The sequence below is a fragment of the Fibrobacter sp. UWB7 genome (assembly GCF_900142945.1).
Classification (GTDB): Bacteria; Fibrobacterota; Fibrobacteria; order Fibrobacterales; family Fibrobacteraceae; genus Fibrobacter.
Genome location: NZ_FRCO01000010.1, coordinates 1 through 14,582, shown reverse-complemented (window position 1 = coordinate 14,582; position 14,582 = coordinate 1). Strand labels below are relative to the sequence as shown.

Below are 14,582 nucleotides of genomic sequence, written 5' to 3'. Positions count from 1 at the left end.
CCCTTGCTGTAAACACTCCAACATGCAAGGGGTTTTAAGTTAGCGGAGCTTGATCTGCTTGACGCTCTTCTGGCTGCCCATCTTGACGATGAGGACTGCAGCGCCGCGTGCGCTTGTGCTCAGCTGGACTTCGTTTGCACCAGCGTGTGCGTCGAAGCTCTTTTGAGCGATGACCTGGCCCATGGAATTCATGAGCATAGCAGTTGCGCGAGTGGCCTTGCTTGCGTTGAATGTGGCGTAAACAGAACCCGGCTGCACGTTGACGAGCATCTTCGGTGCTGTTGCGGTGCGCGGCATGCAAATTCCAGTGGAACCGCTGATGGCGACAACCTTGCCGGATGCTGTGCCTTCGGTAGAGGGCTTCTTGTCGAAGTCTTCGATGATTTCAGTTGTACCGTCAGCCTTGATGCCCTTGATGTAGTCAATCGTGATGGTGCCAGAAACCTGCGTGCCATAGAGGTTGAGGCCGATGGCGTTTGCTGAGTTGAGATCCGTGGGTTCAGTACGGAAGTCGGTCCACTTGACTTGGAATGTCGTGAAGTTTTCTTCGAGTTCCTTGTCGGCTTGAGCCATGAGAGATGCGTCAAACCATGCCCATGAACCGCCGGTCATCATGAAGAGGTCCATAGAAGTCCAGCCGTATTCGCCGCAATCCTTGGCGGCGTTGGTGCAAGGACCTGCAGAAACGACGGAGCCCTTCATGCGAATTTCGAGACCGACGTACTTGGAGAGATCCTTGGCGGTGCCGGAGAGGTTGATGCGGAGGGTACCGGTTTCGCTAGAGTCGGATGTTACGCTCTTGTAAGTGATTTCGGCAGCCTTGCCGCCAGCGGTTTCCGGAACTTCGTTTTCCTTAACCAAGCTGTCGAGGTTGCTCTTGTTGTTGCCTTCCATGCCGTATGCCTTTTGCATAGCGTTCAAAACATCCGGGTCGAGAATGGAGTAGGTGCCCTTCTGACGGGTGATGATGGTCATGTTACCGTCGTTTTCTGCGCCGGTGTCCCAAACGTAAGGAACAATGCCGTTTGCCTTAGCGTTCTTGGCAACTTCGCCGTAGAAGAGGGCGCGGCCCTGTAAGTGGAGCTTGAGGTTGGCGGCATCGGTAATCTGACCGGTGCGCTTGATGGCGCCGAGTTCGCCGATAATCACAGGAATGCCCTTGTCGCAGAACATCGTCTTGAGTTCGCCGAAAGCCTTTGCAATCTGGTTCGGAGTGCCGAGAGCGGAATTGTCGATGCTCTTGCTGTAAACGTTCCAACCCATGTTGTGTTCTGTATCGGTCGTGCTGTGAAGACCGGTATAATAATAGAACTGCTTGCCCCAATCTTCGTCAGCGGTCATGAGAGAGTACTGATACGGGTAGTAGTGGACTTCGGCCATCATGTAACCTTCGCCAGCCGGGTCGGTCGGCCAGCTTGTGCTGAGCATCGGAGCATTGTCCATTTCGGTACGCGGAGCCTGCACAATCAAGGTACGGGTGTCGTTGTTGCCGCCTGCGCTACGCACAGAAGTGATGAATGCGTCGTAGTAGCCCTTCAAAATCTGCATACGGGAGTTGTCGAACGCCCACTGGCCGCTGGAACCCCACGGGTCGTTCACGCCCGGTTCGTTGGCGCCTGCGAAGAGAAGGTGCTCGTCATAGTCTTTAAAATAAGATGCAATCTGAGCCCAGAATGCAGCCTGGCGGGCCTTGACGGTTGCAGAGGAGTTAGCGATGTCGCCGGAACCGCTACGCGGATTGGCCGTGCCTTCATAAACGCGGTCTTCGAGCCAGCCTTCGTCCCAGTGAGAGTTCAAGACGACGTACATGCCTTCGGCAATGATCATGTCGACGACGTCCTTCACCTGCTTGAGCCATGCGGCATCAATGGTCGGAGTGGTAAAATCGGCAGCCTTGCCTACATGCTTGTAGGTGGAATTGTCGGCGGTGCCGCCGTTTGCGGCGATGTCTTTAGTAAGAGCGTCAGAATGAGAATACCAAGCGCAAGGAATACGCACGGTGTTGAAACCGGCTGCCTTGATGGCCTTGATGTAGCCTGCGGTCGGGAGCGGGTTGCCCCATGCTGTCGGATTTTCCGGCACTTCCATGGTGTTGCCGATATTATAACCCATGCCCATCGGTTCGACCAATGCGGTTGCCTTGGGGAGGGCGGCGAATGCTGATGCTGCCATGAGAAGCGAGCTGCATGCGATGCCAAAGGTATTCAATCTCATGTCTAAGACTCCTTGTTGAGACTTGTGATTGGGTGCCTTATTTTGTGAAATTTTAGCGATTTTAGAAATTTTTTGAGAACATTTTCGAGCGTTTTTGCCCAATCTCAAACATCCCTTTTCTCATACACTCAAGAATACACCCGTTGTATGGCTTTTAATATATATGAAAAAGGCTGCGAACGCAACTGAAAAATTATTTACATAGAAATAAATAACATGTTTGTAAGAACAAACGTGGCTGAAATCACATTCGTTTGAGAACTTTTTTTGAGAACATTTGGGGCTGCGCGGGGAATGCGCGGTATAGTGAGTCAAAAGCGACCCGTATAAACGGGTCGTGTTGACGAGAGCGAGGCGAAGAAGGAGTATTTCGAGTGGATTTGAGCCGAGCGGTCTCTAGTGTGCTTCGAGCCAATTTTTGCCGAATCCGACGCTAGCGACGAGTGGAACTTTAAGTTCCATTGCACCTTCCATTTCGGACTTGACCATGGCAGAAAGCTCTTCGACTTGGTCCTTCGGGCATTCGAACACGAGTTCGTCATGCACCTGGAGCATCATGCGGAGCGGGAGGTTCTCGTCGTTGATGCGCTTTTGGATGCGTATCATGGCAATCTTGATGAGGTCGGCGGCACTGCCTTGCACGGGGGTGTTCACGGCCATGCGTTCGGCCATTTGCGATTCCATGCGGTCGGAACTGTCGATGCCTGCGATGTAGCGGCGGCGTCCGGAGAGCGTTTCGACATAGCCGTCGCGGTGGGCGGCGGCCTTGGTGTCGTCGATGAACTTTTGCACGCCCTGGTACATTTCGAAGTAGCCGTCGATAAAGCTCTTTGCCTGTGCCATCGGAATTTTCAGGTCGCGGGAGAGGCGGAAGGCGGTCATGCCGTAGAGCACTCCAAAATTCACGACCTTTGCGTCGCGGCGCATGTCGGCGGTCACGTCTTCGAGGCTTACGCGGTTGATGGCGGCTGCCGTGCGGGCGTGGATGTCGATGCCTTCCTTGTAGCTTTCGATGAGTGCTTCGTCACCGCTCAGGTGGGCAAGCATGCGGAGCTCAATCTGCGAGTAGTCCACTGCGAGAATCACATTGTTCGGGTTCTGCGGAACGAATGCGGCGCGGATTTGCTTGCCGAGATCGCTGCGGACGGGGATGTTTTGCAAGTTCGGGTCGCGGCTCGAAAGGCGGCCTGTCGCGGTACCCCACTGGATAAAGCTCGTGTGGATGCGCTTGGTATCCGGATTCACAAGTGTCGGGAGCACGGAGACATAGGTGCTCTGCATCTTCTTGAGTTCGCGGTATTCGATGACGGCGAAAACAATCGGGTGCGCGCTGCGGAAGCTGAGTTCTTCGAGGACAGCGGCATCGGTGCTGCGCTTTTTGATTTCGGGGAGTCCGAGCGTATCAAAGAGCACTTCGCCGAGCTGCTTGGGCGAGCCGATGTTGAATTCGCAACCTGCCATGTCGCAGATTTCTTTTTCGAGCTTTTCGATGCGGTGTTCCAAATCGGTTTGCAATTTCTTGAGAATCTTCGTGTCGACGAATGCGCCAACGCCTTCCATCTGGTAAAGCACCTTGAGAAGCGGCATTTCCTGGCTGAAGAAGTACTTTTCGTAGTCGTACTTCTGGAGCTTGGCGCGGAGCGGAGCCCAGAGGCGGAGCGTGTAGACGGCGTCTTCGGCGCCGTATTCGGTGGCGTCCTTGATGGGCGTGCGGTTGAACGTGATTTGGTTCTTGCCACGTCCGATGAGATTCTCGATCGGAATCATCTCGTGCTGCAAAAGCTGCATGACCTGATTATCGAGGCCGAGTCCGGTTTGGCCGGGCGATAGCATCCATGCGGCGATGAGCGTGTCGATAATGTTTGCGGAGTCGATTTGCTTTTGCGTGAGTCCGAAGGTGCGGGCGAGAACGTGCAAGTCGAATTTGGCATTGTGGAAAACGAGTGAACGTTTAGTGTCACAAGAATCGTTCCAAAAATCGATGAACCACTTCTTTGTGGCGTTGAAGTCAAAGTTTCCACCCTTGCCGGCGGGGTACGGGAATCCGATATCGTCGGTATGTCCGAGCGGAATGTAGTAGCCCTTGGGGACGCTACCGTCTTTTGCTGCGGCGGCAAGGCAAAGCCCGACAATGCTGCATTGCATCGGATCGAGTCCATCGGTTTCGGTGTCTATACCGATTTCTGTCGCTTCGTCGAATTCCTTCTTCATCTGTTCGAATGTTTCTTCGTTATCAATGCAGATGTAAGTGGGCGGGAGGTCTACCGGGAAGCTTGCTTTTACGACTTTGCTGTTGCTAGAGTCGCCGGATGCATCATCGGAGGTGCCGTTGCTCTCGGCCCCCGTCGCGGAGTCGTCGGAATCGTCTTTGCGCACAAATCCTGTCTTGCTCGGAACATTTTCGAGCAATCGAATGAGACTGTTGATTTCGTGTTCCTTGAAAATGCCTTCGAGCGTATCGCTGTGGATACCGCAGAATTCGAGCGCGTCGAGGTTGCCATGGTAGGCGCGCTTTGTCTGTAGCGTCACAAGTTCGCGGCTGAGGAACGCTTGTTCCTTGTTGTTCGCGAGGTTGTCGTGCAAACCTTTCTTCTTGATGTTGTCGAGGTTTGCATAAATGTTGTCCATGTCGCCGTATTCGGTCAACAATTGGATGGCTGTTTTCGGACCGACTTTGGGGACGCCCGGAACGTTATCGCTCGAGTCGCCCATGAGGGCTAGATAGTCGCGGATTTTTTCAGGCGGGATGCCGTATTTCTCAAGGACTTGCTGCGGTCCAAAATCGATGCCGTCTGCGCCTTTTTCCAAGTGGAAAAGGTGGATCTTGTCGGTTACGATTTGCGACATGTCCTTGTCTTTACTGATAATCACGACGTGGTCAAAACCTGCATTGACGGCGGCTTCGGCGGCGCTTGCCATCACGTCGTCGGCTTCGTAGCCCGGTTCTGACAAAAGCGGGATGCCGCTTGCTTCCAAGGATTCGCAGAGAAGCGGCATCTGTGCCGCCATTTCGTCGGGCATGGGGCCGCGATTCGCCTTGTAGTCTGGGTAAAGTTCGTGGCGGAAAGTCTTTGTGTGCGCGACATCGCGGGCAATCGCAAAATGCGTGGGCTTGTGTTTAGCCAAAATGCGGAGGACTGCACCCCAGTAGCCGTGCATCATGGAAACTTCTTCGCCCTTGCTGTTGACGAGTGGGTTCTGGCTGTAAGCGTAGAACATGCGGAACGCGAGAGCGAAAGAATCGAGAAGTAGTAAAGTCTTTTCTGCCATGCTAGGGAATGTAGCAATTTGCAAAAAAGAGCCGAGGCGAGGAAAAAGAAATTAAAACGCTTTGTGCAAGTTCTTGATGATGTCGCTTGGGAGCATGCTGAATGCGCCGAGTTCTTCGCGTGTAATGCGACCTGCTTTCTGGTGCAAAAGTGCGCCGAGTACGGCTGCTTCGGTTGCCGCCAAACCTTGTGCGAGGAGTGCTACGATAATTCCCGAAAGCACATCTCCGCTCCCGCCTTTTGCCATGCCAGAATTCGCGACAGGAATGATGTAAACATTTCCATCGGGCGAGGCAATATACGTTGGTGCACCTTTTAGCAGAATGACTTTGTTTGTGCTTGTGGCGATTTCTCTTAAATGGCTCGGAATGGCGAAGCTGCTATTCGGAAGTTCACCGAAGAGTCTTGCAAATTCTCGCACGTGGGGCGTCAGAATGGCGGGCTGCTGTAAATTGCGCAGGTATTCGTTGACTGCCTGAATAGTCGCTTTCTCGTCATGAAATACCATGCCACATCTGGGTTCTGCGTCGTCTATCATTGCGATTGCATTTAAAGCATCGGCGTCAATGACTGTTGGAACCTTGAACTGCGGGAGTAATGCGAGGACTGCTTCAACCGTGCCGAAGTTTGTAGAAAGACCGGGGCCAATGGCGATTGCGCTTGCGTGTTTTGCGCGATCCAATAACGTTGTAATGTTTTCGTGCCGTAGCGTTCCGCGGTGCACTGTGTCTTTGCCGAAATCGTCTAGACTGCAAAAAACGGGTTCAGAAAGTTTTGTTTGGATAATCGGCGCAATAGCTTCGGTCGTTGCGAGTGTTACAAGTCCCGCTCCACTGCGAAGTGCTGCCTCTGTGCAAAGCGCTGCTGCGCCAGGCATATCCTTGGAACCTGCAATAATGAATGCTGTTCCTTGATTTCGCTTGTCGCCCCATTCGTTTCGCTTGGGCAGAAGCTGCGGAATATAATCTTCTGTGACGAGGTAATTCTTTTCGTCAAATTGCTGGACGACTTCGCTGGGGTAGTTGAGTTGGGCTACTACGGCTTTCCCAAATGCAGGTCCACCTTCTTTTACGTAAGCATCTAAACGCGGAAATCCGAACAACATTGTATCGCTTGCATGAATGCAAATGTTGTTGCAAATGTGCATAGAGGAGTCGTAACCTGTGGGTGCGTCTGCGGCAATGACGGGAGTTCCGCTCTCGTTTATGATTCGTACAGTTTCTGCAAAATCGGGGCGAAGCTCTCCCTTGGCGCCGTTTCCGAGCATGCAGTCGACGATAAGCTGAATATCTTCTCGCAAAAAGCGGATAGCGAAGCTTTCGTTTTTGGTAAGTGACGCGGAACTGACGAAAATACCGCCTGCCTGTAGAAAATCGTCAAGCGCTAGTTTGGCTTCGTTTTTGAATTTACTTTTGGGCGCGAGGCTAAAGACTGGGCTATGAATCCCTGCCTGCAAAAGATGCTTGGCAAGTACGAGACCGTCGCCTCCGTTGTTTCCGCCTCCAATAAAAATTGCGATGGGGGCGAGCGCTTTTGCTTGAATAAACTTGAATAGCGCAAGCCCTGCTTCTTGCATTAACGTGTATCCGCTTTGGATAACGTCTTCTTCTGAAGGTTCGCTCGTAGTCTTTTTTGCCAAAAATTCTTTTGACGCTGCGTCGAGATTACGCATGCCTTCGGTCGAAAGAACCGGTTGCAAATTTAAGGACTGGAGCGAACTCATTTAGATTAAATGAACCAGTAGGTTGCGCCGAACTTGAACATCATCGTGTGGGCGCCCTTCAAGTTGATCGTGGACCAGCTGCCGTTTTGGTCTTTACCAGGCTTGAAGTTGTCGTCAAAGTAGTACTTTACATCGGGGAATACTTCGGTAAATCCCATGTACCAACGGAAGCTAACGCTTAAGTTTTCCAAGACGTAATAACCTAAACCGAAATTGAGACCGAATTCAGCGGTGGATTGTGTGATTTTTTCAAATTCGTTGTCTACGCCGTCAATGGAGTAATCGCTGCTTGTGTTGATGGATAACTGAGGACCGACTTCAAGGAAGAAACCTCCGCCGATAATTCCGCGAATGTAAAGAGACAAGTCGAGGAACATCTGGTTGTAGCATCTTTCAACATCGTCGTCGTCATGGCTGAGGTTGAAAAAGCGGAACAAGATTTCAGGAGCGAACTGGAGACCTTTTACGATGTTGAAACGGGTGGCAACGCCGAATTCACCGCCAAAGCCGGTAGGTTCTTCGAGACCGTCGGAAAGGTCTTCGAATCCCCAGAAATTACCGTAAATGAAGGCGACTCGTGCGCCAAAACCGATGGGGGCTTTTTTCTGGACGGAATATGTTTGTTGTTGTTCGTCGATTGGCATTGCTTCGTTAGCTTGAGCTTCTGTAGCTACAGCTTGTGGGGCGGCTGTTTGAGCCGGGGCTGCTTGCGTTGAAACTGCTTGCGGTGCGTTTTCAATGGGCTGGTCAATCGGCTGTGCGGTTGCAATGGCTGTTGCGCAAAGTGCGGTCAAAATGACGGTTGCAAATTTCTTCATAAAATCTCCTTTTTGAGGCAATCCTGGTGATTAACCCCTAACTTGTAATGAAAATATAATAAAGAAGGCTTTGCGAAATTGGGCGGAATCGTCGTTAAGGAGCCGTTTTTTATGGAATGATACCTTGCCATGTTAAATGAAAATATGTATATATGAATTGTTGTTCATATATTTAAACTATTAAAACGGGTATAAATATGCATAAAGAACCGAATACGCAAAATATTTCGATCGATACGCTATTCGAACTGTCGGAGTTTTTCAAGTTCTTTGGCGATACGACGCGCATTCGCGTGATTCATTTGTTGCTTTCGGGCGAGATGTCTGTGAGTGCCATTGCCGAAAAGTTGAACCTTGAACAGTCCGTGGTGAGCCACCAGTTGCGAATTTTGCGCACGGCGAATCTTGTGAAGCCGACTCGTGACGGTCGTAAGATTTATTACTCACTCGATGACGAACATATCGGCGAAATTTTCAATACGGGGCTTGCTCACATTTTGCATAAGAAGAAGGTCTAAAAATGAACTTGGTTACTGATTTTGTCTGGGAGTTTATCACGCTTTTTTCGGAGATGGCTCCGTTTTTGCTGCTTGGCTTTTTGCTCGCTGGAATTTTGCATGTCTGGGTGCCGAATCATTTGTACGTGCCTAAAATTGCAAAGTCGAATTTTGCATCGGTGCTCTGGGCGGCAATCTTTGGCGTCCCGCTTCCGATTTGTAGTTGTGGCGTGATTCCGACTTCGATTGCAATTCGCAAAGAAGGTGCAAGCAAGGGCGCTAGCGTGAGCTTCTTGATTTCGACTCCTGCGACGGGAGTGGATTCCATCTTGGCAACGTATTCGCTGTTGGGACTCCCGTTCGCTATTTTGCGCCCGGTGGCGGCGTTTGTAACGGCGCTGTTTGGCGGTGTGCTGACGAACTTTGCAACTCGCGGAGAAACGGATCGTAACGAATCTGCTGGGAATGCTGTTGCTCATGCTGATTCGGCAAAACACGAACATCATCATGAACATTACCACGACCACGAACACCATCATGACCACGATGATGACGATCATTGCGAATGTGGCGACCATCATCACGAATACGAACATTGTGGTTGCTGCTGTGAAGATGATCATGAACACTGTGAATGCGGCGGCCCTTCGGCAGGCTCAGGGACCTTCACGGGAAAGATTAAAGAGACGTTCCGCTATGGCCTTGTGAACATGGTGGGCGATGTGAGCAAGTGGCTCATGATTGGCCTTGTGCTTGGTGCGTTGATTTCTGCATTTGTCCCAAATGAACTGTTCCTTGCATTGCGTGAATACCCGATTCTTTGCATGGTCTGCGTGCTGCTTTTGGCAATGCCGATGTACACGTGCGCCACGGGTTCTATTCCGCTTGCGCTCGCACTTGTGGCGAAGGGAATTACTCCAGGTGCGGCCCTTGTGCTTTTGATGGCTGGACCTGCAACGAGTATCGCTTCGATGCTTGTGGTCGGTAAGGCTTTTGGCAAGCGTACGCTCGCAGCTTACTTGTTCTCGATTGCGTTTGGCGCGATGTTCTTTGGCTTTATCGTCGATACGTTCTTTATGGATACGTTCCTCTCGGCGATGCTCCCGCAAGGTGCTGCGAATTGTCATGGGCACGAGGCTTTAGGCGTGTTCGATTACGTTTGCGCTGGGCTCTTGGCTGCATTCATGCTGTATGCAAAGTTTGCGCACAAGGGCTGTGACGGTCATTGCGGCTGTGGTTGCGGTTGTGGCGATTCTTGCAAGTGCGCGGACTCTTGCGAGGATGATCACGATCATGACCATTGCGAATGCGGCGAATCTTGTGAATGCCATGAACACGGCGAACACGACCATCATCACGGCGCTTCGGCAGGCTCAGCGACCTTGGCGCATTCCGAGCCAGTCTCTAAAACGTATCGCGTGAACGGCATGAATTGCAGCCACTGCAAGGCGTGCGTTGAAAAAGCGGTTCGCCCGCTCGATGGAGTCGTATTTGCTGAAGCCGATGTCGCGAGCAAATCGTTGCACGTGGAATGGCACGACGATGATGATATCGACATTGACTCTTTAAAGACCGCTGTCGAAGAAGCTGGTTTCGAGTTCGCCGGCGAGGCTTAAACTTAAACTTCGCTTAAAACGGAGATGCCCGCTTTCGCGGGCGTGACTGTGTTTTAAACTTCGCCGATTCTAGCAAGCTTTAACAATGGCATTCCGGCTTCTCGGCTTTCGTCGAGATTGACCGTGAAATCAATGCTCCAGTCGTTGAATCCTTCTTCGTCCTGGAGCATTTGCTGTATCTGCATAATGTTCCCTTCGTACGTGACGATGGTATGGCTGAGAGCGCGACCTTCCACGTCCATGCGGAACTTGTGATGCTCGGCAGTGTAGGCGGCCATCGTTTCGATGAGCCGTTTTTCTGTCCACGGTGTGCCTTCGGCGTCCGCCAAAAGTTCGCCCTCGGCAAGGTCGTCGGCGAGGCTATCCAGAACATCCGAGAAGTCCTGCTTTTGCAAACTCATCATAATCTGGAAAATGCGCTGGCGAACCATGTTGAGGAATCGCTTCTTGTCGTAGGTAATGTCCGCGGCAGCCTTGTCTGCACCGAAAGCCTTTTCGACTTCGTCTTCGGAAGCGCCTTCGTCCAAGCGCTTCTGGTAATCTTCTGGGTGTGCCATCTTTTCCCATTCTTCGAGCAAACTGGAGTCCACGCGGCGGATCATTTCACCGAGGTAGTCCTGCATTTCCAAGAGCTCTTCATTCTTGTAGCCGTCAGGCACGGTCTGCGAAAGCACCTTGTAGACCCCGTTCAAATGGCGGAGCAAAATGGCTTCCATGCGCTGCAAGTTGTACTGCTTCACGTAACCGCTAAATGTCGTGAAGTTCTCAAACATTTCACGCACAATGGACTTGGGCTCAATGTTTTCGTCCACCCACGGGTGAATGTCGGCAAAAGCATCGAACGTGTCGTAAATAAAATCACGCAGCGGTTTCGGGTATTCGACTTTTTCAATCTCTTCGAGGCGCTGGTTGTATTCCATGCCTTGCGCCTTGAGTTCGTTCATGCGGGCATCGCGAGCCTTGCTCTGCTGGATGCGTAAAATTGCATCGGGATTCTCGAGGATGCTTTCGCACAAGGTAATCACATCGAGTGCGTATTCCGGCGAATCCTTGTCGAGCTTCGGGAGCGTGTCGAGCAAGTAAAGCGAAAGCGGCTGGTTCATCGAAAAGTCATCTTGCAAGTTCATGTTCACGCGCAAATGGCTGTAACCTTCGGCAACTGCAGGCACGAATTCGATAATCTTTTTCTCGACGAGACTCCTGAACAGCAAAAATGCGCGGTGCTGCAACTGCTTCTTGCTTGCGGCACTTTCGTGGCAATCCTTGAGGAGTGCTCGCATAGCGCGGCAACCGTCCGTCGGGCGGCTCAAGATGTTCAAAAGCATTCCGTGGTTTACCTGGAAGCTTGATGTCAGCGGTTCCGGTGCGGATTCAATCAAACGTTTGAAGGTGTTTTCGTCAAACGGAATGTAACCATGTTCAGGCGGTTTCCTCTTCTGGAATTTTTTGCCTGTCGTACGCGACTTTGCTTCGAGTTTCAGATTTTCAATGACGTGTTCAGGCGCTTGTGCGACCACGTAACCGACATTGTCGAACCCTTTACGGCCTGCGCGGCCTGCAATCTGGTGGAAATCTCGAGCGGTCAAAATGGCGGTCTTGTCACCGCTGTACTTGCAGAGCTGCGTGAAAAGTACTGTGCGGATGGGGACGTTCACGCCCACGCCGAGCGTATCTGTTCCGCAAATGACCTTGAGCAAACCTTGTTGGGCGAGTTTTTCGCAAAGAATGCGGTACTTCGGCAAAAGTCCCGCGTGGTGGAGCCCAATGCCCTGCTTGAGCCAACGTTTGACGTCCGGGCCATACGGGCTGGAGAATCGGACTTCCTTTATCGCTTCGTTAATCTTGACTTTTTCTTCCTTGGTGCAGAGGTCAAGACTCATGAAGTTCTGCGCATTGCTTGCCGCTGCCGCCTGCGTGAAGTGGACGACGTAAACGGGAGCCTTGCCCTCGTTCACGAGCTTTTGTACTTCGGTCGAAATTTCGGTGGTGCTGTAGCTAAAGTCGAGCGGCACCGGGCGTTGTGTGGAACGGACGGTCACGGACTCGCGCCCTGTGTGCTTGGTCATATCGCGTTCGAAAAATTCCGTAGCGCCAACGGTGGCACTCATCAAGAGGAATCTTGATTGCGGAAGTGTCAAAAGCGGAACTTGCCAAGCGACACCGCGTTCCTTGTCACTGTAATAATGGAACTCGTCCATCACGATGTCTGTGATGGTAAGCGTTTCGCCTTCGCAGAGCGCCATGTTCGAAAGAATTTCTGCCGTGCAGCAGATGATGGGGGCGTCGCGGTTGACGGTTGCATCGCCAGTCGAAAGCCCGACGTTTTCTGCGCCGAATTCCTTGCAGAGCGCCATCCACTTTTCGTTCACGAGCGCCTTGATGGGGCAGGTGTAAACGCTTCGGCGGTTGTGCACAAGACTGTCAAAATGCAGAGCAAGCGCGACCATGGATTTTCCACTGCCGGTCGGCGTGTTGAGGATAACGTTCTTGCCGTCCAAAAGTTCCAAAATCGCTTCTTCTTGCGCTGGGTACAACGTTGTACCGCGGCTCTCTGCCCACGCCATAAATTGTTCTAAAACGTCTTCGGACGAAATATCGGAACGGTGTCCGTTGAACTTTTCAATCAGTTCGTTCAAAAAATCTTTGAGAATTCGCTTGTTTTGCTCTGCCATAATGTGCTAAAAATAACTTTTTGAAAAATCTTTCGTAAGAAGTTTTCTATTTTCGAAATCATAGGAGAATTGTTATGAAAGGAATTGTACTCGCTGGGGGCTCCGGCACACGTCTGTATCCGCTTACGATGGTCACATCGAAGCAACTTTTGCCGGTCTATGATAAGCCGATGATTTATTACCCGCTTTCGACTTTGATGTTGGCGGGCATTCGTGACATTCTCATTATCTCTACACCGACAGATTTGCCGAACTTTGAACGTTTGCTCGGTGACGGCTCTGCTATGGGTCTCAACTTGAGCTATAAGGTACAGCCGAGCCCGGATGGACTTGCCCAGGCTTTCATTTTGGGCGAAGAATTTATCGGTAACGATTGCTGCGCCATGGTGCTTGGCGATAACATCTTCTACGGAAACGGTTTCAGTCAGCTTTTGAAGGCTGCCGTCAAGAACGCCGAAGAAAATGGCCGTGCGAGCGTATTTGGCTACTACGTCGAAGACCCGGAACGTTTTGGCGTTGTGGAATTTGACGATAATGGCAAGGTGATTTCTGTTGAAGAAAAGCCGAAGGAACCGAAGAGCAATTACGCTATTACGGGTCTTTATTTCTATGACAACCGCGTGGCTGGATTTGCCAAGGTGCAAAAACCGAGCGCTCGCGGCGAACTTGAAATTACCGACCTCAACAAGACTTACCTCGACAAGGGTGAACTCGACGTGAAACTCCTCGGTCGTGGTTTTGCTTGGCTTGACACTGGCACGATGGATAGCCTTATCGAAGCGGGCGAATTCGTGAAAATGGTCGAAAACCGCCAGGGTATCCAGATTTCTGCCATCGAAGAAATTGCTTATAAGAACGGCTGGATTAACAAGGAAAAACTTTTGGAATCCGCAGCTAAGTATGGCAAGTCTCCTTATGGTCAGCACCTCAAAAAGGTTGCCGAAGGCAAGATCCATTACTAGAATTCGGATTTTGTATTTTGACTCTTTATGCCCGGCATTCCTTGCCGGGTTCTTTTTTGTTTGTTGTCCGCAGAAAAAGTTGCCCTTTACTATATTTCCCTCGTAAATTGGAGAAATTCATGAAACGATCCATCGTAATTACTGGCGGGGCAGGTTTTATTGGGAGCCATGTTGTTCGCCTCTTTGTCAACAAGTACCCTGAATACAATATCATCAACCTCGACAAGCTCACGTATGCGGGCAACCTCGCAAACCTGAAGGATGTCGAAGGCAAGCCGAACTACAAGTTCGTGAAGATGGACATCTGCGACTTTGACGCGTTCTACAAGCTTATGCAGGACGAAAAGGTCGACGGCATCATCCATCTCGCTGCCGAAAGCCATGTGGACCGCTCCATCAAGGACCCGTTCACATTCGCCCGCACGAACGTCATGGGTACTCTCTCCCTCCTCCAGGCTGCAAAGCTCTACTGGGAAAGCCTCCCGGAAAAGTACGAGGGCAAGCGTTTCTACCACATTTCGACCGACGAAGTTTACGGCGCCCTCAAGATGAACCACCCGGAAGGCATCACGCCTCCGTTCACGACTACGGCTTCTAGTTCGGAACACCATTTGGCATACGGTGACGACTTCTTCTACGAAACGACGAAGTACACACCGCACAGCCCGTATTCCGCCAGTAAGGCTGGCTCCGACCACTTCGTGCGCGCATTCCATGACACTTACGGCATGCCGACGATCGTCACGAACTGCTCCAACAACTACGGCCCGTACCAGTTCCCCGAAAAGCTCATCCCGCTTTTCATTAACAA

At 51.4% G+C, this 14,582-nt stretch carries 9 protein-coding genes; 4 read left to right on the top strand and 5 right to left on the bottom strand.

Annotation, left to right across the window (positions count from 1 at the left end; translation table 11 throughout):
- Positions 1-39 precede the first annotated feature (39 nt).
- The 4 genes from BUC30_RS15395 to BUC30_RS15380 form a co-directional block, all read right to left on the bottom strand.
- Complete coding sequence (locus BUC30_RS15395; protein WP_073443335.1) at positions 40-2,214, bottom strand: glycoside hydrolase family 5 protein; 2,175 nt, start codon at positions 2,212-2,214, stop codon at positions 40-42.
- A gap of 396 nt (positions 2,215-2,610) precedes the next feature.
- The gene (gene polA, locus BUC30_RS15390) at positions 2,611-5,484 is read right to left on the bottom strand and encodes a DNA polymerase I (protein WP_073443332.1); all 2,874 of its coding nucleotides are present in this window, start codon (positions 5,482-5,484) and stop codon (positions 2,611-2,613) included.
- A 51-nt stretch (positions 5,485-5,535) separates the two neighbouring features.
- Positions 5,536-7,206: a bifunctional ADP-dependent NAD(P)H-hydrate dehydratase/NAD(P)H-hydrate epimerase gene (locus tag BUC30_RS15385; RefSeq protein WP_073443330.1), complete on the bottom strand. Its 1,671-nt coding sequence runs from the start codon at positions 7,204-7,206 to the stop codon at positions 5,536-5,538.
- A gap of 5 nt (positions 7,207-7,211) precedes the next feature.
- Positions 7,212-8,024 carry an outer membrane beta-barrel protein gene (locus tag BUC30_RS15380; protein ID WP_073443328.1) on the bottom strand — a complete coding sequence of 271 codons (813 nt, stop codon included), beginning with the start codon at positions 8,022-8,024 and terminating at the stop codon, positions 7,212-7,214.
- A 197-nt stretch (positions 8,025-8,221) separates the two neighbouring features.
- Here BUC30_RS15380 and BUC30_RS15375 point away from each other — a divergent pair, with 197 nt between their 5' ends.
- Together BUC30_RS15375 and BUC30_RS15370 are read left to right on the top strand one after the other, a co-directional pair.
- Complete coding sequence (locus tag BUC30_RS15375; protein WP_073443327.1) at positions 8,222-8,542, top strand: ArsR/SmtB family transcription factor; 321 nt, start codon at positions 8,222-8,224, stop codon at positions 8,540-8,542.
- A 2-nt stretch (positions 8,543-8,544) separates the two neighbouring features.
- The gene (locus BUC30_RS15370; RefSeq protein ID WP_073443325.1) at positions 8,545-10,137 is read left to right on the top strand and encodes an SO_0444 family Cu/Zn efflux transporter; all 1,593 of its coding nucleotides are present in this window, start codon (positions 8,545-8,547) and stop codon (positions 10,135-10,137) included.
- Positions 10,138-10,190: 53 nt separating this feature from the next.
- Here the strand turns inward: BUC30_RS15370 and BUC30_RS15365 are convergent, their stop codons facing one another.
- Positions 10,191-12,809 (bottom strand): DEAD/DEAH box helicase, encoded by a 2,619-nt coding sequence (locus BUC30_RS15365; RefSeq protein ID WP_073443323.1) that lies wholly within the window; start codon positions 12,807-12,809, stop codon positions 10,191-10,193.
- A 74-nt stretch (positions 12,810-12,883) separates the two neighbouring features.
- On the opposite strand from BUC30_RS15365, the gene rfbA reads away from it, so the two are divergent.
- On the top strand, positions 12,884-13,771 hold the full coding sequence (rfbA, locus tag BUC30_RS15360) for a glucose-1-phosphate thymidylyltransferase RfbA (RefSeq protein ID WP_073443321.1): 888 nt from the start codon (positions 12,884-12,886) through the stop codon (positions 13,769-13,771).
- A gap of 119 nt (positions 13,772-13,890) precedes the next feature.
- A partial coding sequence (locus tag BUC30_RS15355; protein ID WP_139260868.1) for a dTDP-glucose 4,6-dehydratase occupies positions 13,891-14,582 on the top strand: 692 nt, incomplete at its 3' end.